Raw genomic sequence first — 23,339 nt, 5'->3', positions numbered from 1 at the left:
GGATGTTCGCCGAGGGCTCGAATGCGGACGGCGGGAGCGATCCAGCAAGGCGTCTCCCGCCTGCGCCCGCCGCAGCCAGACATAACCCGTCTGCCGACTGATGCCGAAACGCTTGCACAAAGCCGAAATAGTGGCCCCTTCCAGCAACGCAAGCATCACAAATTCTCGTCGCTGATCCACGACAGACAACTCCCGCCAAGCCATCCCGACCTCCTCTGCCACAAAGGCAAAGTTGTCAGGGATGTCTCCGAACATCTGTCAACTATGTATCAGGGCTGCACACTTGTACCGAGGATCTAATCACGTCCAATAAGTCGAGGCGTTGCAGATGCCCGGGACAGGCCCGAGCATGACGGAGGAGGGCTTTCTGGATTTTGCCAACAAATTGAACCCGGCTCCGCTAAGGCGAAGCCGGGTTTTTCTTGCCCAATTCCAGCTCAGGCGAGCGTTGTCAGCACGCGGCTCGAAGCGCCGGCCTCGGCAAAGCGGCTGAAAACGCCGCTGGTGGTCTCGCGCAGCCGCTCGACGTCCTGCGGGCCGTAGCGATCCGAACGGTAGCTCATCAGCACGCGAATGGAGCGCTCGCCGCCGATGGTCTCTTCCATCACCTCGAATTGCAGCCCCAGCATGGATTCATGCTTGTCGGGGTCGATCTGGCGGAACTCCACCGGCTTGCCATCCGGCCCGGCAAGGGTGCCGTTCAGCTTGTTCTTGGCGTGGATCTGGATGAAGACCTCGAACAGATGGTCGCGGCCGGGCGTCATGCCCAGCGCTTCCTCGACGAGATCGATCGGGATTTCGCTGTGTTCCAGCGAACCGTTGATGGTGTTCTTCACCGAAGAAATCAGGTCGCCGACGGTCATGGTCTCGCCGAAACGCACGCGATGGGCGACGACAGTGGTGAAATAACCGATCGTATCGAAATAACCGCTATCGGTGCGGCCAGACGCCGAGGTCCCGACGACGAGATCGCTCAACCCACCGAGATGGCGCAGCGATGCGGCAATGGCGGCATAGACCACGTTGAACAGCGATGCGCTGTTCTGCTTGGCAATGGCGTAAAGCCCGTCGCCGACATGTTTTTCCAGCTTGAATTCGATCCAGCCGCCTGCCGGTGCTTCGTCCTGCGATGCCTCGTGCGGCGTGCTGTCCTGTCCGTTGAGGGTAAGGCCTTTCGGCGCATCCCGCAGCATATCGGTCCAATAGGCAAGGTGGCCGGCATTGACGCCCGACGCGACCTGTTTTCTCGCAAATTCATGGAAGGGCGCCGGCTTGGTGGCAAAGACCGGAGCCTTGCCCGCCGCCCTTGCCCGGTAGGCCTCGGTCAGTTCGTCCATCATCAGGTTCACCGACCATTCATCGAGCACGATGTGATGGAAGAGGAAGGAAAGCACCTGGCGGCCGGTCTGCGCATCCTTAAGGAAGCGCAGCCGCATCGGCAGTTCACGCGCAAGATCGAACCGCCAGCCGGCTTCCGCATGCCGGTCCACGCCCTGGCTTTCTTCGCTCGTCCAGAACCATTTGTAACCGGGCAGGTCGTGCATCGGCACGATCTTTTGCAGAACCGTATCGTCTTCGACGTAGAAATGGGTCCGCAGGCCGGGATGGCGCTCGATGATATCGAGGAAGGCGCATTCGAAGGCATTCTCATCCACGGGATCGAGGAAATCGAGCGCGAAGGGAATGTTGAAGATTTCGCCGAAGCCGAAGGCGGCATAGGCCTTCCAGAGCGACATCTGCGCCAGCGAAAGCGGTGCGGTGAGCGAGTCGCTCGCGGTCGCTTCCGCCTGCGCAGGTGCTGCGGTTTCGAGCCGGGTCGCCTGTTTTGCGAGCGAAGCGGCGGTCGGGTAGCTGAACAGGTCGTTGAAGCGGAGCTCGATGCCGTGATTGCTGAGAAGACGTCCGATGATGCGCGTCGCAATCAGTGAATGGCCGCCGAAATCGAAGAAATCGTCATCCGGCCCCATGTCGGGCGAGACGAGCGCTTCACGGAATTCCGCAAGGATCGTTGCGACGGTGTCGTCGTCGTTCTGGACGGAAGCTGCGGGCGAAAGGGCTGTTGCCGCGGCGTTTTGAGGGACGATGCCGGAAAAATCCGCGCCGCCTTCGAGATGGCTGACGAAGCGTTCCAGCAGGAAGGCCGTCGCATGCGGCGATGTCTCCCTGCCGCCCGTCAATTCGAGACGGATATCGCCGGCGGTTGTCGGACCGGCGGCAAGCGTCAGGCCGAGACCGGATTGCAGGGAGGGCAGGGGCAGGTGCTCAAACTGGAGCCCATGCTCCGATATGGCCTGGACGGGTGTCGCAAGCGCCTGAAGCGTGAAGGTGGCGGTTCCGCCTTCATTGTCGTTTCGCTGCTCCAGACCGGACAGCACGGCTTTTTCAGCCTGTTCGGGCGATTGGTCGCGGGAGATTGCTACCCGTGCCGCAGCCTCGGCTGACATCGGCATCGCAGCACCGGTACCGGGCTGCAGGCGCAGGGTTACGGTCTCGGGACCGCCGGTTTTTGCCAGGAAAAGGGCAAAACGCGATCCGGCGCGGGCCAGAAGCGCATTCGTCGCCGTGGAGCTGTTGAGGCCGAGCAGGGGGGCGGGAAGATCGACGCCGTGGCTGTGGCTCGCCGGCCTGTCGATCCCGTTTTGCCGCAGCGCCACGACGGTCGAGCCGGAGGCCGGACGTTGCAGCCAGCCGAGCGGAAGCGGGTCGACGCCGTCACTTTCGACGGCGCGCGGCGAAAGCGGTTTCGGTGTCTCACCGGCATAGGCCGCCGTAATGCCTTCCAGCAGGATTTGCGGCGAGAGGACTTCGCCAAGCAGGCCGTGGACCAGAAATGCCAGCAGGATTTCTCCTTCGCTTAAGAGCACGACGGCCTGAAACGGCGGGTCGGTCTCGGCATCGAAGGGCCTTGCCTGCAGGTCGTGCAGCAAGGTCAGGGCCTCGCCCGCCGATGGAACATGCAGCAGCTGCACGATGGATGCGGAGGGGGCCTCGATGCTCTTGGCAAGCGTGCCGTCCTCGCCGAAGGCAAAGCGCGCACGAAGCTCGGGCCAGACCTCGCAAACCGTCTTCAGCGCCGAGGTCAGACGCAGCAGATCGCACTCTTCACCGATGCGATGGGCGAGAAGGGCCCGGAAGACCTGGTCGGGATCCTGAAACTGCTCGAACCAGACCCGTTCTTCGTATTGGCTCGGCGGGGCTGCATCCCCCCTGTCGAAAGTTTCTTCGATGCGACGTGCGAGCATACGCGTATTGTCTGCTGCCATGGTCCTCTCCTTGGAAATATTCGGGAATCGCGCTCCGGCGCGAAAAATGCTGTGTCGTGGGATCAACGTCCCGCGCGCGACCGTTCGATGAGCGCCTGCCAGGCGGCAAGCGTGGGCCGCCGGGCCAGATCGTCATAATCGAGCCGCGTTCCGGCAAGCTGTGAAAGCGGTGGCATCAGCCGCATGAGGGCAAGCGAATGAAGCCCGCGACCGAACAGGTTGTCCCCCGGTTCGATGTCGCGCACTTCGTGGTCCAGAACCCTGGCGATAAGGGCCTTGAGTTCCGTCATCATCGTTTCCACCTCCGGCATGGCGTCCGCCGCGATTGCCGGTTCATTCATCGAAATGATCGTGAACGCCGCTGGCGCCGCGCCGCCAGTAACCGGAAGCGCGAGTCCATTTGGGGTTGGCGCCGAATTCTTCGACCAGAAGGGCGCGAACCTCCTTTGCAGCCTTCGATTCGCAGGCGACCCAGCTGAAGAAATCGCCCTTCGGCAGGTCGAGCTTGCGCAGCGCGCCCGCCAGCGCGTCGTGGTCGGTTCCGTTCTCCGTCTTCTGCGTCACCCAGACGATAGACGCATTCGCCTTCGTCGTGAGTTCCAGCCGGTCGGCATCCGTCTCGACCTCGATCAGAGCCACGACGCGGGTGTCCTCAGGCATTTCCTCCAGCCGCCGCGCCAGCGCGGGTAGGCCGGTATCGTCGGCAATCAGCAGATGCCAGTCGTAGGTGAAGGGAACGGTGAAAGAGCCGCGCGGACCGGCGATCCACGCTTTGTCGCCCGCTTTGGCGGCTTTCGCCCAGTTGCTGGCGGGGCCGTCGTGATGGGTGGCGAAATCGATGGCGAGTTCGCCCTTTTCGGCGTCGAAACTGCGCGGCGTGTAGTCGCGCGCCAGTGGGCGTGGCGCGCCTTCCGGGAATTCAATGCCGTTCGGGCCGATCACCGGCAGGCTCGGCTCGGTTTCGCCGGGCTGGGCAAAGAACATCTTGACGTGGTCGTCGAAACCGAGGCTCGCAAAGCCCTCCAGTTCCGGCCCGGTCAGGACGATGCGGACCATGGACCGGCTGAGCTTTTCGACGCGCGCGACATTGAGCGCGCGCAGCGCGACGGCGTGGCGATGGCGTTTGGGAGTGCGGTCCGGAATGGGGGAATCCATGGTTTCTGGCATGCTCATGCTGTTGTCTTTCCTGGGATATCGCCGACGGGTTCGGCGGTCTCGCTGTCCCGGGTCGGCGTGCCGGACGATCGCGCGTTGGGAATCTTAATCCGGCGCGATATTCCGGCGTCGTTGCGTCAAGATGCGCGAACCATAACAGGCGGTTTCGGCCTCGGCAATATAACTTTCTCCAAAAACTCAAGTTTATACCCGGCACAGAAATCGTGCCGGGATTGGTTTTGAATAACGCCGTTCAGCGGCGGCCCGCCCAGCTTTCCACTTCATTCAATGTGTGCAGGGCGCTTGGAATGGAAGGCGTCGTGACCTTGGTGGAATCGAGGAAAACGATCCTTTTCTCGCGCGCCGGTTTTACGAAACGCTCCCAGCCGGGAATGATCTTTTCAAGGGCGGCGCGCGTTCCCGCCTCGCCGCGGGCGGGGCTGGTATAGCTGTTCATCACCACCAGCAGATCGGGATTGAGCTTGCCGAAGGCATCGGCACTCAGCGGCATCATCAGGGTCGAGCCCATTCCGCCCGAAGAGGCGGCGTTGTCGATCTTCAGGCGGGTATAACCCAAATCCTCCAATGCCTGCACCGCGCCGGACATGTCGCCCACCGCATTGATCTGGTCGGTCAGCAGGATCGCGAGATAGGTCTTGCCCTTGATATGCTCCCCCAGCGTCTTTTTGACGGCGGCGAGCTTCGTGTCATAGGTCTTCCGGCGCTCGGCAAAGACATCGCTTCGCCCGACCAGGGCGGCAAGGTTTTCTTCGACGCTGAAACCATAGGCATGGCCGGTGCTGACCTTTTGCAGATAGACGGGGGCGACGGTGGAGAGCTGTTCGGCCTTGCCGCCATCCATTTCCGTGGCGACGATCAGGTCCGGTTGCAGCGCCCGCAGTTTTTCGAGGTCGATCTGCCCAACCGCGCCGAAACCCTTCGGTTTCGTGCGGCCTTCACCGAGAACGGTGTCGACGAAGTCGACGGCGGTGGCGAATTTGCCGTCGCTGTTGCGGCCATAGGCGCCGACCACATTGGCGTCGAGATCCATCAGCGGCACGCCGAGCAGCGGCTCGTGCATGACGACGATGCGCTGCGGCTTTTCCGGAACGGAGACGGTGCGGCCGGCGGCATCGGTCACGCTGCGCTCGGCGGCGAGGCTCGTTCCGGCAGCAAGAAGTGCGGCGATGAGCATGGCAATTCGCATGGCATTCCCTTTATTCGATGTCTTCAGTGGCTGTTTGTTCTGCGCAGCGCCTGAAGGCGCAGCGTGAGGATGAAAAGCGGCACGCCGATCAGCGTCAGCGCAAGGCCGATCGGCATCGGCGTATCGGCCACCAGCCCGCGCGACAGCGTATCGGCGGTGACGACCAGAATGCCGCCGGTAAGCCCCGACAGGAAAAGCCTGGCGCGGCCGACGGCGGGCGAAACGAAGGTGGCGAGATGCGGGGCGATAACGCCGAGAAAGGTCAGCGGGCCGACGGCGGTAACCGAGGAGGCGCTGAGGATCACCGCAAAAACAATGACGAGCGGGCGCGAATGCCTGACGGTTTCACCGAGCGCCATGGCCATTTCATTGCCGAGATCGAAGACCGCGAGCGCCCGGCCGATGAGAAAAATGCCCACGAGGCTTGCGGCGAAGAGGGGGGCGAAAACGAGTATGGTCGACCAGCTGGCCTGAAACAGCGAACCCGCCATCCAGTCAGCCAGCGACAGCGAGGTTTCGGCCGGCGTGTAAAGCAGAAGCACGGAGGAGACGGAGGAAAGCGCCGATTCAATTGCGATGCCCATCAGCAATATGGCAAGGCCGCTCGAGCGTTCCCGCCCGACGAGGGCGATGAGAAGGAAGGCGACGGCCAGACCGCCGCCGACAGCCGCAAGCGCCACCAGCGTCTTGGGTGAGGCCGGCACCAGCACCAGAAGCAGCATGATGGTGGTCATCGACCCTTGGCTGAGGCCGAACAGGCCGGGATCGGCGAGCGGATTGCGGGCGACGGATTGCAGCATGGCGCCTGCCAGCGCCACGCTCCAGCCGGCCATAAAGCCGAGCAGGATACGCGGCAGCCGCACCGTCCACAGCGCATAGGCCTGATCGTCGCCGAGGTGCCCGCCCACCAATCCGCGCAGGAGATCGGCGAGGCCCGTTTCGGTATTGCCGAGGCTGACGGACAGAGCGGCGAGCGCCAGCGCCAGCACAAGCAGCGCAAGGCCGGCTTTCAGATTGCCGATGCCGATCTGCAGGCCGCTCGGCAGCCGCAGCACCGCTTTGCCGTCGGTGGCGAAATGCCGTTTCATGAAAGCCCCCTTCATGACAGCCCCCTTGCCGAAGGCGACAGATAGAAGCGCTTGACGATGACGATGAAAACGAGGCCGCCAAGCAGATCCATGAACAGCCCGGTATTGACCACATAGGGCGCAAACAGGGTTTGCGCGCCAAGATCGGCCAGCACGCAGAGGCCCGCGCCGACAAGCGCGGAGGCCGGCAAAGCAAGTGTGAAGTTCACCCCGACCAGCGGCCGGATAATATGCGGCACGATGAGGCCGACGAAACCGATGGGGCCGCAGATCGCCACCGCCGAACCCGAGGCCAGCATGGTGGCGAAGAGCGCGACCCGGGAAACACGCGTGACATTCACACCGGCGGAAGCGGCCTTTTCCGCGCCCAGCAGAACCAGCGTCAGCGGCCGGGCAACCGCCCACAATATGACGAGCGCAATTGCGCCGATCCACCAGAAATCGGTGAGGCGCTCGGCATAGACGTGGTTGATATTGCCGCCCACCCAGCTCAGGAATTCGGCGCGGCGTGTGGGGTTGGAGAGAAGCAGGGCGTTGGTCACGCCGATCAGCAGCATGGAAACCAGCGCACCGGAAAGGATGAGCGACAGGCCACGCGGATCGTTCGCCCGCCCGGCGAGACGCGCGACGACGAAGCAGGCGGCAAAACCGAAGCCGGCGCCCGCGAGCGCGGCAAGGCCCTGTATTTCCGGAGAGAAATCGAACACCAGCGCACCGGCAATCACAAAAAGCGTCGCGCCGGCATTCAGCCCCAGGGTGGAGGGCGAGGCGAGGGGGTTGCGCGCAAGCCCCTGCAGCACACAACCGCTGACGGCCGTCGTCGCCCCCACATAGATGGCAATCAGCGCGCGTGGGATTTGCTGATAGAGAAGCACCGACTGCTCATAGCTGTCGGCCTCGCCGCGCCAGAGCGTCGCCAGGATTTCGGCAGGCGGCATGTCGCCGGACATCACCAGCAGATTGATGGCGAGGATGGCAGCCAGCAGCAGCGCGGCGGCGAAAATCAGCGTTATTTTCGGGGTCATGCCGGAATGGCCTGTTCCTGCCGCTCCAGCCGGGGCACGCAGATGAGCCGCCCCTGCCGGGAGAAGATATCCGCTTCGAGATCGAAGACCTCGGTGACATTTTCGGGCGTGACCGCTTTGGCAACCGGCCCAGACGCCAGAACCCGCCCGGCCTTCAGCATGATGACATCATCGGCGAAGGTGGAGGCGAGGTTGAGATCGTGCAGCACGACGATGACGGTCTTGCCATGCCTGTCCGTCAGTTCGCGCACGAGGCCGAGAACGGCATATTGATATTTCATGTCGAGATGATTGACCGGCTCGTCCATCAGGATCACGTCCGTATCCTGCGCCAGCACCATGGCGATGAAGGCGCGCTGGCGCTGGCCGCCGGAAAGCGTGTTGACCTGCGCTTTCGCCTTGTCTTCCAGCCCGACGGTCTTCAGCGCCTCGGCAAAAAGCGCGCGGTCGCGTTCGGTTGGGCCGCCCGCAAGACCGTAACGGGCGTAACCGGCAAGCTCGATCAGCTCACCGAGCGTCATATAGTCAGGGCAATGGCACTCCTGCGGCAGATAGGCGATGCGCTGTGCCAGTTCGCGGCGTCCGATCTCGCCGATCGAACGCTCGCCGAGCCTTATTGCCCCCGATGACAAAGGCACGAAACCCATGATGGTCTTCAACAGCGTCGACTTGCCGCAGCCATTGGGGCCGACCAGCGCGGTGACGCGGCCGGATCGGAAGCGGGCGGAAAGCCCCCGCAGGACGGGAACATGTCCATAGCTGGCGTGAAGGTCCGTGGCGTCAAGCACCGGATACAACTCCTGTTATTCATGCGCCCATGCGTCGAGACGCCGCACAGGCGTTATAAGCATTTGAATTTAAATATCGAACCCGTGGAAAAAGCATTTCTTTCCGGCGGGCGCGACGGTGTGGTCTTGAAGCGACACTAAACTATAGTAAAACTCTCCACAAATCGAAATTTGCCGATTCAACGGACGGATTTCTTGCCGGTTATTTCAGTCGAGGTACATCATGTCAGTCGCAGCCAAGCTTCATGTCGGCATGTCGCTGGCCCCAACCTGGCTCAGCGGCGAGGCATGGCGGCGCGCGGACAGCGATATAAACGGGGTGTTTTCCAGCGACTATTTCGTCGATCTGGCGCAGCGCGCGGAGGCCGCGCATGTGGATTTCGTGTTTCGGCCGGATACGCTTTTTCTGCGCACCGAGGGGCTGGAGACCGGCGGCGGATTTGCCAGCATGGACCCGACCATGCTTCTTGCGGCCATTGCGCGGGAAACCAGCCATGTCGGGTTGTTGTCCACCGTTTCGACCACATTTCTGCCGCCCTATGTGGTGGCCCGCCAGATCCAGTCGCTGAACTGGCTGAGCAGCGGCAGGGCGGGGTGGAATATCGTCACGGCGCTTGAGGGGCACGAAAATTTCGGCCTGAAAGAGATGCCTTCGCCGCAGGAGCGTTACGAGCGCGCCGCCGAATTTACGCAGGTAGTGCAGCAGCTCTGGGCGAGCTTCCCGAACGAAGCTCTCAAACTCGACCGGGAAAGCGGGCGGTTTGCCGATTCCTCGCTGGTGCATCCGGTGGCACATGAGGGCAGGCACTTCAGCGTCAAAGGCCCGCTCAACCTGCCGTCCCATGCCAGCCGCATTCCGCTGGTGCAGGCGGGCGCCTCTCCCGAGGGTCGTGATTTCGCCTCGTCAGTGGCCGACGCTGTCTTTGCCTCGACGCCGGACATGCAGGCGGCCATCGAACTCAGGGCGGATTTGCGGCGGCGTGCAGAGGGCCACGGTCGCAACCCCGACGGTGTGAAGCTGATGCCGGGCCTCAGCCTCTACCTTGCGGAGACCGGCAGGGAGGCACTGGAACTTTTTGCGGAGACCCATGCCCGCGCCAACCGCGCCCGCGCCTTTGCCTCCATTCGCGATATGACGGGTCTTGATCTCACGGACTGGCCGCTCACGCGGATCGTTACCGCCTCCGACCTGCCGCCGCCGCCGGAGACGCCGCGAAGCCGCACCCATGCCGGCCTGCTGCGCCGGCGGATCGATCGGGAGACGCTGAGTGTCGCGGAATTATTGCGGCGTCCGGAAGTGATGGGGTCGGGCCATTGGCAGATCATCGGCACCGTTGAAGATGCCCTTGAGGCCATCCGCGAATGGGCGGCTGCCGGTGCGATCGACGGTTTCGTCGCGGTGCCCGGCGGTTCGGTGGCGTCCATGCGGCTGGTGCTGGAGCGGCTGTTGCCGAAGCTCGCCGATGCCGGGCTTTTCCGCACGGCCTATTCCGGCCGCACCTTTGCGGAGCATCTGGCCGAATAGGCTTACGCGCCGCCGGATTCGGCCGTCGCCTGTCTGGCGGCTTCGATCAATCGGGAAAAATGCCGTTCGGTCTCGGCGGTGGCCACGAAGGATACGGTTGTGACGACACAACAGAGTTCGCCCTGGGCGTCGAAAACCGGTGCGGCCTTGCCGGTCAGGGCGGAGAACAGATGTTCATTGAGTTCCGCGCCACCCGCTTCGCGGATGGTTTCCAGAATGCCGGCATCGGGACGGGAGCCGCGAAAGGCGGCCGGTTGCAGCCTGCGCACGGCGGCTATCCTGTCCGGCGGCAGGTAAGCCTGAAAAACCAGCCCGCAGGCGCTGTTGTCCAGCGGCAGAACATCGCCGAGCGCCACGGTGCTGATGGAAAAGCCGGCGCTTCTCGCCCACCGCACCACGGTCGGGCCGCGCTCGGTCCAGATCGCCACGCCGCAACTGGCGCCGATCCTGGAGGCAAGCGCATTCATCTGGCGGCCGGCGGTTTCGACCGGATTGATTCGCCTGAGCGCGCTGATGCCTATCCCAAGCGCCGCCGGTCCGAGATCGTAACTGCCGCTTGCGGGGTCCTGTATCACCAGCCCCTCCCGCACGAGGCTTTGCATGTAGCGATGCGCGGTGGAACGGCCGGTGCCGGCGCGTTTGGCCAGTTCGCCAAGTGCCAACGCCCTGTCCGATCTGGCGAGAAGATTGAGGAAACGCGCCGCGATCGACACCGACTGAATGAGGGCCGAGCGCTTTTCGCCCTCGTTTTCCGGCAGTTTGTCCGAATCGTCACCCATGGCGTTCAAGCGCGTTCCCCCGTTTTGTTGAGCATGCCTAACGCATCGGGCCGGAAATCGGAATCGATTTCTGCGGACGGAACTATGCTGTTCCCTTTCGAAACGCTGCGGGTGAGGAAGCGGCGGTCCGTAAACTTTGTTGTAAATATGGCACATCCCGTTACGGAAGCCTTTTTGTCCGCAATACAGAACGCATTCTCTATTGCGAAACGGATAACGCTTCCGTTACTTGAATATGACTTTAATACTCATGTTTATTAGGGGTGTGTGATGGGGTTTAGCTCTAACGGTCGTTTGATGAGCGGGGTCAGCGCGCTGACGCTGGCGACATTGTTTGTGACGCCGGTTCTCGGTCAGGATCAGCAGGCAGCGACGGCGGGCACCACCGTCCTGAAGCCGATCGTCGTGACCGGTGAAAAAGTGGCGCGCGACATGAAGAACACGGCGTCGTCCGTCTCAGTCATAACCGGTGATAAAATCAAGAAGGAAAAGACCGGCGACCCGACCGTATCGGAAGCGATCAAGGATATTCCGAACGTCGTTTATACCGACAATGTCAGCGCCCCGATCATTCGCGGACAGGACACGCAGGGACCGAACACAGGCTCCATCGCCTTCTTCACCGGCACGGTGCCGCGCGCGACGATCAATGTCGACGGCCATTATCTCGGTTATAACGAGTTCATCTATGGCGCGAGCTCTATCTGGGATGTCGAAAGCATCGAGGTGTTCCGCGGCCCGCAGACCACCTCGCAGGGCGCCAACGCCATTGCCGGCGCGATCCTCGTCAACACCAAGGACCCGACCTTTACGCCCGAAGCCAGCTATCAGGCGGAAATCGGCAATTATCACCAGAAGCGCGGTTCCTTCGCCTTTTCCGGTCCGCTGATCGAGGATGAGCTGGCGGCACGCATGGCGATCGATTATTCCGGCCGCGATACCTTCATCGACTACATCAATTCCGCATTCGCCCATGAGGGCACGGACCAGAACTTCAAGGAGTTCAACGGTCGCTTCAAGCTTTTGTGGGAACCGTCGGAAATTCCCGGTCTTTCGACGAAGCTCACCTATTCCTACAACGCCTCCAACCGGCCGAGCCAGGAAGCGGCGTCGCGCCCCTTCGAGAATCTCAACCACGTCACCACGACGATGCCGAATTTCAGCCAGTACACCAATACCGGCATTCTCGACATCAATTACGATTTCGAAAACGGCGTGAAACTGTTCAACCAGACACAGTTCTCCTCGTCCATCGCCAAACGCCGGGTCGGTATTGCGAATACGGGTGATGCCGATATCGACCTGAAGAACACGTCCCACGAAACACGCGTGACCTTCGGTGATCAGGAAGACGTGCTGAGCGGTGTCGCGGGTATTTATTACGCACATACGAAAGCCGACGAGGTGCTTTATCTGCGCGGAACCTCGCGCTTCAACGATACCAAGGACAATCTCGGCCTCTTCAGCGAGTTGAGCTATCGCCTGACCGATCAATGGACCCTGACGGGTGGTCTGCGGTACCAGCAGGACCAGATTCAGCGCGCCGGTTACCGGACGCTGAGCGCCACCAGCAGAAGCTCGGTCAATTATGACGAAACCTTCTCGGAAATCCTGCCCAAGGCGTCGCTGGCCTATGCCATCAATGACGACTGGACGGTGGGCGGCCTGATCAGCCGCGGTTACAATCCCGGCGGCGTCGCATTCGATCTGACGACCAGCAAATGGCGCACCTTCGACAAGGAAACCATCTGGAACTACGAGCTGTTCACCCGCGCCAGCCTGCTGGACGATACGCTGACGGTGAACGGTAACCTGTTCTACATGGACATGAAGAACGCTCAGTTTAACGTACCGGTCGTCGTCTCCACGGGCATCAGCGAATCCTACACAGTCAATGCCGAAGAAGCTCATGCTTACGGTCTGGAAATCGGCCTGGATTATCAGGTTCTCGACAATTTGACGCTGAAGGCCAGCGCCGGTCTGCTGAAGACGAAAATCGATGAGATTTCCAGCAATGCCGCCTATGTCGGCAAGGAATTCGCCAAGTCGCCGGGTTACAGCTTCACCGTCGGCGCAAGCTGGGACGTGACGGACAAGTTCACTGTTTCTGGCCAGGTGCGCCATCTCGACGGCTATTATTCCGACACGGATAACAAGGCCGTTTATGCAATCGATCCTTATACGATTGCGGATGTGCGGGCGAGCTACAAGTTCCAGGAGGAGCTTGAATTCTACGCCTACGTCAAGAACGTCTTCGATGAGCGCGCACCTACGCTGATGAAGGAAAACCGCGGCATTGGCGGCATCGAGGCGAGCATGACCGAACCGCGCATGTTTGGCGTCGGTATTCGCGGCACGTTCTGAGCTGTCACCTGAGTTGAATAGCGAAGAGACCTCCGAAATGATTTTCGGAGGTCTCGAACTGCTGACCTTCTCTCGCACTCGCCGTCATCCTCGGGCTTGTCCCGAGAATCCAACCACGTCTCGTTAGAACAATCGGTTCCAGATGCTCGGGACAGGCCCGAGCATGACGAAGGAGAGGTTTGGGGCCTTTTTAAAGCCGAGCTCCTCGACGCCGAGAAAGCCTCAGAAAAACGCCTGAATGCCCGTCTGCGCCCGGCCGAGGATCAGCGCGTGGACGTCGTGCGTGCCCTCATAGGTATTGACCGTTTCGAGGTTCTGGGCGTGGCGCATGACGTGATATTCGATCTGGATACCGTTGCCGCCATGCATGTCGCGGGCCTGGCGGGCGATATCCAGCGCCTTGCCGCAATTGTTGCGCTTGATGATGGAGATCATTTCCGGCGCCATCTTATGCTCGTCCATCAGTTGGCCGACGCGGAGCGATGCCTGAAGGCCGAGGGCGATTTCGGTCTGCATGTCGGCAAGCTTTTTCTGGTAAAGCTGCATGCCGGCGAGCGGCTTGCCGAACTGCTTGCGGTCGAGACCATATTGCCGGGCGCGGAACCAGCAATCTTCCGCAGCCCCCATGACCCCCCAGGAAATGCCGTAACGGGCGCGATTGAGGCAGCCGAACGGGCCTTTCAAGCCGGAAACATTGGGCAGCAGCGCGTCTTCGCCCACTTCCACGCCGTCCAGAACGATCTCGCCGGTGATGGAGGCACGCAACGACAGCTTGCCGCCGATCTTGGGAGCGGAGAGGCCCTTCATGCCCTTTTCCAGCACGAAGCCGCGGATCTGGTCATGCGCTTCCGATTTCGCCCAGACGACGAAGACATCGGCGATTGGCGCATTGGAAATCCACATTTTCGAACCACGCAGGCGATAGCCGCCGGCAATTTTCTCGGCGCGGGTCTTCATGCCGCCGGGATCGGAACCGGCATCCGGCTCGGTGAGGCCGAAACAGCCGATCAACTCGCCGGAAACGAGGCCGGGCAGGTATTTCTTCTTCTGCTCGTCCGAGCCGTAAGCGAAGATCGGATGGATGACGAGCGAGGACTGCACGCTCATCATCGAGCGGTAACCGCTGTCGATCCGCTCCACCTCGCGGGCGACGAGACCATAGGCCACGTAACTTGCATTGGCCGCGCCGTATTCTTCCGGCAGGGTGACGCCGAGCAGGCCGGTGCGGCCCATCAGGCGGAACAGTTCCGGTTCGGTGGTCTCAGAAAGATAGGCCTCGGAGACACGCGGCAAGAGTTCCGATTTGCCGAAGGCGGCGGCGGCGTCGCGGATCATCCGCTCGTCGTCGGTCAGTTGGTCTTCGAGCAGAAAAGGGTCCTGCCAATTGAATGCTGCGTGTTCGCTCACGTGATGCCTCCGGATTTGCTGGCCGGATTATTGGTATTCGAGCCAGTCGGCACAAGCCATGTTTACTCATTTTTGCATTACATATAGTAATGGCTCATGACGTCTCTCAGCCGCAAACTTCTGCCATCCACCAGCGCGCTCGCCGCCTTCGATTCCGTGGCCCGGCTCGGAAGCTTTTCCGCCGCCGCCGATGAGCTTGCCCTGACGCAGGGGGCGATCAGCCGGCAGGTTATGTCACTGGAAGAACAGCTTGGCGTGCGCCTGTTCGAACGCGGCGCACGCGGCGTGGCGCTGACAAACGAGGGCCGCGCCTATGCAAAATCGATTGCCTCCGCCCTTGGCGAGATACGCTCCGCGTCGCTGCAGATCATGACCAAAACGCATGGCAATACCTTGAACCTCGCCATGCTGCCCACCTTCGGCACCCGCTGGCTTCTGCCGCGTATCCCGGATTTCGTGGCGAACCACCCCGAAATCACCATCAATTTCGCCACCCGCATCGGGCAATTCGACTTTGAGCGCGAGCAGCTGGATATGGCGATCCATATCGGCCAGGCCGACTGGCCGGGGGCGGAAAGCACCTTTCTAATGCATGAAATGGTCGCGCCGGTGTGCAGCCCGCAATTCCTCAGCGCCCATCCCGTGGAAAAGGGGGAAGACATCGCCGCCCTGCCGTTGCTGCACATGGCCTCGCGGCCTGGCGCATGGGGTCACTGGTTCGAAAGCCTCGGCCTGTCGCTCGCCTTGCCGCAGGGCATGCGCTTCGAGCAATTTTCCAGCGTGGCCCAGGCCTGCATCGCCGGGCTTGGCGTGGCGCTCATGCCGCTTTTCCTGATCGATAACGAACTGAAATCGAAGCAACTGGTAAAGGCCTTCGATCATCAGGCCAGAAGCCCCAGCTCCTATTATGCCGTGGCGCCGCTCTCGCGCGCCAACCACGTTCCGGTCGTGCTGTTTCGTGACTGGCTGGTGCGGCAGGTTGAGGCCTACCGAGCGGCGAGCACGGCAGTCCCATAAAAATAATCGCACTTTTTTCGGGCATTTAGACTTTATGCCCAGGTTTTCGCCGGGTTTTGCCGTCTTGCGGACTCGACAGGAGAGCTTAGCTCGACTATCGTGATTAAACGTTTAATCATCCCTTCCGGACCATTATGGCGTCTTCACGGCCTGCCACCAATCTGAGCGCGATAGCAGCGGCACTCGGCGTGTCGGTTGCAACTGTGTCCAATGCGCTGTCGGGCAAGGGCCGCGTTTCGCCGGAGCTGGTGGAGCGCATTCGCAAGACGGCAAGCGAGCTTGGTTATGTGCCGAGTTCGGCGGGCAGGGCGCTGCGCACCGGCAGAAGCGGTGTTCTGGGGTTGGTGCTGCCCGATATTGCCAATCCTCTCTTTCCGCAGATTGCGCAGGCCATTGAAAAGGCGGCCGTCACTGCCGGGTACGGCGTGCTGATCGCCGACTCGCGCGGCGAGATCGCCATGCAGACGGATGCGATCAACCGGCTGATCGAGCGCGGCGTGGATGGCATGGTCATCGTTCCCCGTCGCGGCACGCGCATTGCCGATGTCGATTGTCCTGTCGCGGTGATCGACAGCCCCTCGACGCCCGGCAACACGGTCGCCGCCGACCATTGGGATGGCGGCCGGCAGGTGGGCGAATATCTGGCCGGGCTTGGCCATCGCAAGGTAGTGCTGGTGGGCAAGAACCGCGATTCCAACGTGCAGAACGACCGTCTTGGCGGCATTCGCGATGGTCTTGGCAAGGCGTGCGTGACGCAGACGCTCTGGGTGGACGCCATTGAACAGGCGGGCGGCGCGGGTTGCCGGCTTGGTCTTGCAGAGAAGGTTGCCGAAGGTTTCACCGCCTTTGCGGCCGTGTCCGATCTGCATGCGCTGCGCGTGCTCACCGAATTGCAGCGCGAGGGCATCGAGGTGCCGGAAGAGGCCAGTGTCACCGGCTTTGACGATCTCATCTTTTCCGCCGTGGTCACCCCGCCCTTGACGACCATGCGCATGGATATGGGCCGCATCGCCGATCTCGCGGTCGGCGCGCTGCTGCGCGCGATAGACGGCGCGGGCGAAAACGGCGTCGCCGTCGATGTGACGGCGGACATCTCGAAAGTACCGATGGCGCTGATCATGCGCGGCTCCACCGGCAAGGCAAAGCATGATGCGATTGAAGCCAAAAAAACGACAGCAGGAGAACTCACACCATGAAAAAGATCATTCTTGCATCGGGCGCCGCCCTGATGTTGACGATGGGCGCCGCTGAGGCGCAGGACAAGACGCTGACGATCTCGGTCTATGCCTTCGCGCAGGACGAATTCAAGGAGCTGGTCTATACGCCGTTCGAAAAGCAATGCGGCTGCAAGCTGGTCGTCGAGACCGGCAACAGCGTCGAGCGTCTGGCCAAGATGGAGGCCAACAAGGCCAATCCGGTGGTCGATCTCGCCATCGTTTCCATGGCGGATGCGCTGTCGGCCACCCGCAAGGACCTGATCCAGAAGATCGACGCTTCCAAGGTTCCGAATATCGAAAAGCTCTATGACATCGCCAAGGATCCGAACGGCGACGGCATGAGCGTCGGCGTCAATTTCTACGCCACCTCAATCGTTTACCGCACCGACAAGATGAAGATCGACAGCTGGGCCGATCTTTTGAAGGACGGCATTGTCGACCACCTCGCCTTCCCGAATGTCACTACCAATCAGGGCCCGCCGGCGCTTTACATGCTCGGCAAAGCCATCGGCAAGGACACGCCCGATCTTTCCGGCGCCATCGAGGCCGTGGGCGAAAAGAAGGACGATATCGTCACATTCTACGTCAAGTCCTCGCAACTGGTGCAGTTGATGCAGCAGGAAGAAATCTGGGCAGCGCCCATCGGCCGCTTCTCCTGGGCGCCTTTCACCAAGCTCGATCTGCCGCTCGCCTGGGCAACGCCCAAGGAAGGCCAGACCGGCGGCATGAATGTGCTCGTGGTGCCGAAGGGCACGAAGAACGAAGATTTGGCGTTGCAGTTCATGGATTTCTGGCTCTCTACCAACGTTCAGAAGGCGCTGGCCGAAAAGCTGGTGGACAGCCCGACCAACAGGGAAGTCAAGGTTTCCGACGAGGTGGCGAATAACATCACCTATGGCGACGAAACCGCAAAAAGCCTTCAGCTCATCCCTTCCGACGTGACGCTGGATAACCGCGACAAGTGGCTGTCGGAGTGGAATTCCAAGGTCGGCCAGTAAGTCATTCACCGTTTGGAATGGGGCACTGAACGTCCGTCAGGGCGGCTCCATTCCCGGAAAAGCGGTTCGGTCGTCCCCTGACCGCTTTTCCACCCTTTTGATCGTAGGCCGGTGCGTCTGGCTGAAAAAACAACCGGCCCTCAGGCCGTTCAGGGAATAAACCCATGTTTCAGAACCGGGCCGAAGCGCTGGCGCTTGCCTTGCCCGCCGCAATTTTCGCGGCGGCGGTCTTTCTTGTGCCGGTCTTCATCCTGCTGTCGGAGGGTTTTCGCACCGCCGATGGCTGGACATTGTCGGCTTACGCCGATTTCTTCACCGATCCGCTGAACCAGACGGTTTTCCTGCGCACCCTGAAGCTCGGCGCGCTTGTCACCATCGTCTCGGCGGTGGTGGGTTATGCGGCGGCCTTCGCCATCGTCAACCTGTCGCAGGGCGCGAAGGGGCACGTCGTCAATCTGGTCGTGCTGCCGCTGATGATTTCGCCGGTCGCCCGCACCTATGCCTGGATCGTCATTCTGGGTCGAACCGGCATCGTCAATCAGGCGCTGCAGGCCGTCGGCCTCAGCGACGGGCCGATCCGTATCCTGTTTTCCGAAACGGCCGTCTTCATCGGTCTTCTGCAATTGTTCCTGCCGCTGATGATCATCTCGCTCATCAGCGCGCTGGAGAATATGCCGAAGGATACGATTGCGGCTGCCCGCGTGCTCGGCGCAAGCTGGCTACAGGTGTTCTGGAAGGTCATCCTGCCGCTCACCAAAGAAGGGCTGGTCGTCGGCGGCACGCTGGTCTTCACCGGTTCGCTGACCGCCTATATCACGCCCGCCATTCTCGGCGGCTCGAAGGTGCTGATGCTGGAAACCCTGCTTTACCAGCAGGTGACGGTCTCCAACAATTTCGTCTCCGCAAGCGTCATCGCCTTCATCCTGATCGTCATGAGCTTTGCCGCCAATATCCTGCTGAAGCGCATCGCCACCGCGAGGAACAAGAAATGACCCGGCAGCTCTTCATTCCGCTCACGCTTCTGCTTGTCGTCGGTTTCCTGATCGGGCCGTTCCTCATCATCGTCGCGGCCTCGTTTTCGGCCGGCGATACGCTCGCCTTTCCGCCACAGGGTTTTTCGCTGAAATGGATCGCCAAGGTCTTCACGGTGGAAAGTTTTCGCGAAAGCTTTGCGATGTCGATGTTCCTCGCCATCGGCGGAACGTTCACGGCACTCATCCTCGGCATTCCCGCTTCTTACGCCATGTCGCGCTACAAGCTGCCTTTTGCCGAGACCGTGCGCACCATCGTTTCGGCGCCGATCATCGTGCCCGGCATCATCGTCGGTCTCGCGCTGCTGCGTTATTTCGTCGTGCCTTTCGGCATCGGCATCACGCTTGCGTTGTTCCTCGCCCACACTGCGCTCATCCTCCCCTATGCGGTGCGGGTGGTGTCAGCCAGCCTCAACAATCTGCGTTCCGATATCGAGGAGGCGGCGGTGCTGCTCGGCTCGTCGCGGGTCGGCGCATTTTTCCGCGTCGTGCTGCCGAATATTCGCGGCGGCATTCTCTCAGCCTTCATTCTCGGTTTCGTGACGAGCTTCAACCAGGTGCCGGTATCGCTGTTCCTGTCGGGTCCGGGCGTGCGGACGCTGCCCATCGACACGCTGGGTTACATGGAAATCGTCTTCGATCCTTCCGTGGCCGCACTCTCCTCGCTGCTCGCCTTCCTTTCCATCGGCATCGTCTTTATGGCCGAACGTTTCCTGGGGTTCTCCCGTTATGTCTGACGCAAATTACCTTTCGCTCAAAAAAGTCTCGCTCGCCTATGGCGGCAATGTCGCCGTCAAGGACCTCGATCTCGATATCCGCAAGGGCGAGCTGCTCGCGCTTCTCGGGCCTTCCGGCTGCGGCAAGACCACGACGATGCGCGCCATTGCCGGGCTGATGCCGGTGGCTGGCGGGCGCATCGATCTCGACGGGGCCGATATTACGCGGGTCGCGGCCAACAAGCGCGCCGTCGGTCTGGTGTTCCAGTCCTATGCGCTCTTCCCGCATCTGACGGTCTATGAAAACGTCGCCTTCGGCCTGAAGCTCAAGGGCATGAGCGGCAAGGCGCTGGAGGACAAGGTTGCCTCCGGCCTGAAATCGGTGGGCTTGTCCAGTTTCGCCTCGCGCAAGCCGGCGGAGCTTTCCGGCGGCCAGCAGCAGCGCGTGGCCTTGGCGCGTTCCATGGTCATGGAGCCCAAATTACTGCTGCTCGATGAGCCGCTCTCCAACCTCGACGCCCGCCTGCGCCTTGAAATGCGCACCGAATTGCAGCGCGTACAGAAGGAGACCGGCGTGACGATGATCTTCGTCACCCATGACCAGATCGAGGCTTTGGCGCTCGCCGACCGCATTGTCGTCATGAAGGGCGGCAAGATTGAACAGATCGGCGCGCCGGAAGACATCTACAACGCGCCGGTTTCGTCCTTCGTGGCGGATTTCGTCGGCTTTGAAAACATCTTCGCGCTGGAAGGTGGCGCGTTGAAAACCGCAAACGGCACAACACCGCTTCCCGGACCAGTCCTTTCAGCATCCGGACTGGCCTGGCGGCCGCGCATGGTCACCCTCGGTTCAGGTCCTTTCCAGGGAACCGTGCGCGGCACCTCCTTTGCCGGCAACAGCCGCGAATATCTGCTCGATACGCCGCTCGGCCCCATCAAGGCGGAAACGGACGCCGCCCTGACCTCCCACGCAATCGGCGATACGCTCGCCTTCGACCTGCCGGTCGAAAAGGCGGCGAGCCTCAAGGTGTTCAACTGACCATGGGCGTGTGGATCGATACCGATATGGGCTTTGACGATATCGCCGCCATCATGGTGGTGCAATCGGCAGGCCTTGCCATCGACGGCATTTCACTGGTGTTCGGCAATACGACGCTGGAAGCGGTCTGCGGCAATGCCGCCGGAGCGGTCTCAGCCTTCGGCTGGCCGATGCCGATCCATCAGGGCCGCGCCATGCCGGTGCTCGGCGCGCTCGAAACCGCGCAATGCATTCTGGGCGATAACGGCATTCCGACCGTCGGCCAAAACTTGCCGGATGCGCCGGCCTTGCCGAAAAGCCATGCCTTTGCCGCCCTGTGCAACTGGCTTGAGGGTGATGGTGAGAAGCGCATTCTGGCGCTCGGCCCGCTCGCCAATATCGCCGCGGTTTGCCTTGCCCGGCCTGATCTTGCCGCCAAAATTTCCGATCTCACCTGGATGGGTGGCGGCGTGACCAGCGGCAATCACACGGCCTCGTCCGAATTCAACGCCTTTGCCGATCCCGAAGCCCTGGCCATCGTGCTGTCGCACGGTCTGCCGCTGCGCATGGTCGATCTGGATGCCTGCCGCAAGGTTACCGCCTCGCCGGCCGATGTGCTGCCGATCCGCAATGCCGGCGGCAAGAATGCCGGGCTGATCGCCGATCTGCTGGAAGGTTTCATCGGCATCGCCACCAGCCGTGGCAGAGCCGCCATGGCGCTTTACGATCCCGTGGCCGCCGTCGCCTTTACCTCCGGTCTCATCGGCTGGCGTCATGCGCGGATCGATGTCGAGCTTCAGGCGACGCTGACGCGCGGGCGAACCGTGGTCGAGACGCGCGCTCAGAAAGCGAAAGCCTTCAACGCGCATTTCGCCGAAACGGTGGATGCTGAAGGTGCGAAGACGGCGATTCTCGAGGCGCTGCGCCGGGAGGCCGCCCGATGAACGCGAACTCTCCAACACGCGAGCCAACCGATCTCACCGATGATGCGCTGCGCAGCCGCGCGGTCGCCGCCGCACGCGGCGATGCGCCTTTCGATGTTCTGATCACCGGTGGAACGCTGGTGGATGTGGTGACGGGAGAGCTTCGCGCCGCCGATATCGGCATCGTCGGCGCTCTGATCGCCAGCGTGCACGAGCGGGCAAGCCGCAGCGACGCTGCACGGATCATCGATGCGGCAAGCGCCTTTGTCTCGCCGGGCCTCATCGATACACATATGCATATCGAAAGCTCGATGGTCACGCCGGCGGCTTATGCGGCGGCGGTGGTCGCACGCGGCGTCACCACCATCGTCTGGGACCCGCATGAATTCGGCAACGTGCATGGTGTGGATGGGGTGCGCTGGGCGGCGAAATCCATCGAAAACCTGCCCCTGCGCGCCATTCTGCTCGCGCCCTCCTGCGTGCCTTCCGCACCTGGGCTGGAGCGCGGCGGGGCGGATTTCGACGCCGCCATTCTTGCCGATATCCTGTCATGGCCGCAGGTCGGCGGTGTCGCGGAAATCATGAACATGCGCGGCGTCATCGAACGCGATCCGCGCATGAGCGGCATCGTGCAGGCCGGGCTTGCCTCGGAAAAGCTGGTCTGCGGCCATGCACGCGGCCTGAAGGACGCCGATCTCAACGCCTTCATGGCGGCGGGCGTTTCTTCCGATCACGAGCTGGTCTCGGGCGAAGACCTGATGACGAAACTGCGAGCTGGGCTCACCATCGAGCTGCGCGGCTCGCACGATCACCTGCTGCCGGAATTCGTGGAAGCGCTGAATGCGCTCGGCCACCTGCCGCAAACGGTGACGCTGTGCACTGACGACGTGTTCCCTGACGATCTGTTGCAGGGCGGTGGGCTGGACGATGTGGTGCGCCGCCTTGTCCGCTATGGCCTGAAGCCCGAATGGGCGCTGCGCGCCGCGACGCTCAATGCAGCCCAAAGGCTCGGCCGTGCCGATCTCGGCCTCATCGCCGCCGGCCGTCGCGCCGATATCGTCGTCTTCGAGGATTTGAGCGGTTTTGCCGCCCGCTACGTTCTGGCCGGGGGCAGGGCGGTTGCGGAAGGCGGGCATATGCTCGTCGACGTTCCGACCTGCGATGCGACAGCGCTCGAAGGCTCGATGAAGCTGCCGCTGCGCGCAGCCGATGATTTCCGGGTTGCCAGCGAAGGCGCGAAGGTGCGCCTCGCCACCATCGACCGTCCGCGCTTCACGCAATGGGGCGAGGCGGAAGCCGAGGTGAAGGATGGTTTCGTCATTCCGCCCGAAGGTGCGACGATGATTTCCGTCACCCATCGCCACGGCATGGCCGAGCCGATCACCAGAACCGGATTCCTTACGGGCTGGGGAAACTGGACCGGCGCCTTCGCCACCACCGTCTCGCATGACAGCCACAACCTCACGGTTTTTGGTGGCAATGCCGAGGACATGGCGCTGGCCGCCAATGCGGTGATAAAGGCGGGCGGCGGCATGGCCGTTGCCTCAGAGGGCAAGGTCACCGCGCTTCTCCCGTTGCCGCTTTCCGGCCTCGTTTCCGATGCCCCGCTTGAAGACGTGGCAAGGGCTTTCGAAGAATTGCGCGAAGCCGTCGGCAGGGTGGTGGAATGGCAGCCGCCCTATCTCGTCTTCAAGGCCTGCTTCGGCGCGACGCTCGCCTGCAATATCGGCCCGCACCAGACGGATATGGGCATTGCCGATGTGTTGACGGGCAGGGTAATGGAAAGCCCGGTGATTGCCGTTCTCGAATAGCGGCGGC

General features: G+C 61.9%; 20 protein-coding genes. 10 read left to right on the top strand and 10 right to left on the bottom strand.

Features of this window, described 5'->3' with window-relative positions:
• The 8 genes from EM858_RS25520 to EM858_RS25485 form a co-directional block, all read right to left on the bottom strand.
• Positions 1-204 (bottom strand): helix-turn-helix domain-containing protein (locus EM858_RS25520; protein ID WP_164865502.1); only part of this gene is annotated, 204 nt, incomplete at its 3' end.
• Positions 205-437: 233 nt separating this feature from the next.
• Positions 438-3,263, bottom strand: a complete 2,826-nt coding sequence (locus EM858_RS25515) for a condensation domain-containing protein (protein ID WP_127758407.1) — start codon at positions 3,261-3,263, stop codon at positions 438-440.
• Between the two features lie 62 nt (positions 3,264-3,325).
• Positions 3,326-3,604 (bottom strand): phosphopantetheine-binding protein, encoded by a 279-nt coding sequence (locus tag EM858_RS25510; protein WP_127758406.1) that lies wholly within the window; start codon positions 3,602-3,604, stop codon positions 3,326-3,328.
• A complete protein-coding gene (locus EM858_RS25505; RefSeq protein ID WP_127758405.1) occupies positions 3,597-4,436 on the bottom strand; it encodes a siderophore-interacting protein in 840 nt (279 codons plus the stop codon). The genes EM858_RS25510 and EM858_RS25505 overlap by 8 nt, the downstream gene beginning before the upstream one ends.
• A gap of 235 nt (positions 4,437-4,671) precedes the next feature.
• The gene (locus tag EM858_RS25500) at positions 4,672-5,625 is read right to left on the bottom strand and encodes an ABC transporter substrate-binding protein (protein WP_127758404.1); all 954 of its coding nucleotides are present in this window, start codon (positions 5,623-5,625) and stop codon (positions 4,672-4,674) included.
• A 23-nt stretch (positions 5,626-5,648) separates the two neighbouring features.
• Positions 5,649-6,713 carry an iron ABC transporter permease gene (locus EM858_RS25495; protein WP_127758403.1) on the bottom strand — a complete coding sequence of 355 codons (1,065 nt, stop codon included), beginning with the start codon at positions 6,711-6,713 and terminating at the stop codon, positions 5,649-5,651.
• Positions 6,714-6,724: 11 nt separating this feature from the next.
• On the bottom strand, positions 6,725-7,738 hold the full coding sequence (locus tag EM858_RS25490) for an iron ABC transporter permease (RefSeq protein ID WP_127758402.1): 1,014 nt from the start codon (positions 7,736-7,738) through the stop codon (positions 6,725-6,727).
• On the bottom strand, positions 7,735-8,535 hold the full coding sequence (locus EM858_RS25485) for an ABC transporter ATP-binding protein (protein WP_127758401.1): 801 nt from the start codon (positions 8,533-8,535) through the stop codon (positions 7,735-7,737). The genes EM858_RS25490 and EM858_RS25485 overlap by 4 nt, the downstream gene beginning before the upstream one ends.
• Before the next feature lie 214 nt (positions 8,536-8,749).
• On the opposite strand from EM858_RS25485, the gene EM858_RS25480 reads away from it, so the two are divergent.
• Positions 8,750-10,051: an NtaA/DmoA family FMN-dependent monooxygenase gene (locus EM858_RS25480; protein ID WP_127758400.1), complete on the top strand. Its 1,302-nt coding sequence runs from the start codon at positions 8,750-8,752 to the stop codon at positions 10,049-10,051.
• Between the two features lie 2 nt (positions 10,052-10,053).
• On the opposite strand, the gene EM858_RS25475 is transcribed toward EM858_RS25480, so the two are convergent.
• Complete coding sequence (locus tag EM858_RS25475) at positions 10,054-10,830, bottom strand: IclR family transcriptional regulator (protein ID WP_127758409.1); 777 nt, start codon at positions 10,828-10,830, stop codon at positions 10,054-10,056.
• Positions 10,831-11,127: 297 nt separating this feature from the next.
• Between EM858_RS25475 and EM858_RS25470 the strand changes: the two genes are divergently transcribed.
• Positions 11,128-13,194 carry a TonB-dependent receptor gene (locus EM858_RS25470; RefSeq protein ID WP_127758399.1) on the top strand — a complete coding sequence of 689 codons (2,067 nt, stop codon included), beginning with the start codon at positions 11,128-11,130 and terminating at the stop codon, positions 13,192-13,194.
• 222 nt (positions 13,195-13,416) lie between these two features.
• Here the strand turns inward: EM858_RS25470 and EM858_RS25465 are convergent, their stop codons facing one another.
• Complete coding sequence (locus tag EM858_RS25465) at positions 13,417-14,601, bottom strand: acyl-CoA dehydrogenase (RefSeq protein ID WP_127758398.1); 1,185 nt, start codon at positions 14,599-14,601, stop codon at positions 13,417-13,419.
• A 96-nt stretch (positions 14,602-14,697) separates the two neighbouring features.
• Between EM858_RS25465 and EM858_RS25460 the strand changes: the two genes are divergently transcribed.
• From EM858_RS25460 to EM858_RS25425, 8 genes are all read left to right on the top strand, one after another.
• Entirely contained in the window at positions 14,698-15,618 is a 921-nt protein-coding gene (locus EM858_RS25460) for a LysR family transcriptional regulator (protein ID WP_127758397.1), read from the top strand.
• Positions 15,619-15,752: 134 nt separating this feature from the next.
• Positions 15,753-16,814 (top strand): LacI family DNA-binding transcriptional regulator, encoded by a 1,062-nt coding sequence (locus EM858_RS25455; RefSeq protein WP_127758396.1) that lies wholly within the window; start codon positions 15,753-15,755, stop codon positions 16,812-16,814.
• The gene (locus tag EM858_RS25450) at positions 16,811-17,833 is read left to right on the top strand and encodes an ABC transporter substrate-binding protein (RefSeq protein WP_127758395.1); all 1,023 of its coding nucleotides are present in this window, start codon (positions 16,811-16,813) and stop codon (positions 17,831-17,833) included. The genes EM858_RS25455 and EM858_RS25450 overlap by 4 nt, the downstream gene beginning before the upstream one ends.
• 164 nt (positions 17,834-17,997) lie before the next feature.
• Complete coding sequence (locus tag EM858_RS25445) at positions 17,998-18,825, top strand: ABC transporter permease (RefSeq protein WP_078053248.1); 828 nt, start codon at positions 17,998-18,000, stop codon at positions 18,823-18,825.
• Positions 18,822-19,601, top strand: coding sequence for an ABC transporter permease (locus tag EM858_RS25440; protein ID WP_127758394.1), 780 nt, complete (start codon positions 18,822-18,824; stop codon positions 19,599-19,601). Before EM858_RS25445 ends, EM858_RS25440 begins: the two co-directional genes overlap by 4 nt.
• The gene (locus tag EM858_RS25435; protein WP_127758393.1) at positions 19,594-20,619 is read left to right on the top strand and encodes an ABC transporter ATP-binding protein; all 1,026 of its coding nucleotides are present in this window, start codon (positions 19,594-19,596) and stop codon (positions 20,617-20,619) included. The genes EM858_RS25440 and EM858_RS25435 overlap by 8 nt, the downstream gene beginning before the upstream one ends.
• A gap of 2 nt (positions 20,620-20,621) precedes the next feature.
• Positions 20,622-21,542, top strand: a complete 921-nt coding sequence (locus EM858_RS25430) for a nucleoside hydrolase (protein ID WP_127758392.1) — start codon at positions 20,622-20,624, stop codon at positions 21,540-21,542.
• Positions 21,539-23,332: an adenine deaminase gene (locus EM858_RS25425; protein ID WP_127758391.1), complete on the top strand. Its 1,794-nt coding sequence runs from the start codon at positions 21,539-21,541 to the stop codon at positions 23,330-23,332. Before EM858_RS25430 ends, EM858_RS25425 begins: the two co-directional genes overlap by 4 nt.
• Positions 23,333-23,339: the final 7 nt, after the last annotated feature.

It is taken from the genome of Agrobacterium sp. CNPSo 2736 (assembly GCF_004005385.1).
Classification (GTDB): domain Bacteria; phylum Pseudomonadota; class Alphaproteobacteria; order Rhizobiales; family Rhizobiaceae; genus Agrobacterium; species Agrobacterium leguminum.
This window is presented reverse-complemented; position numbering and strand designations above follow the sequence as displayed.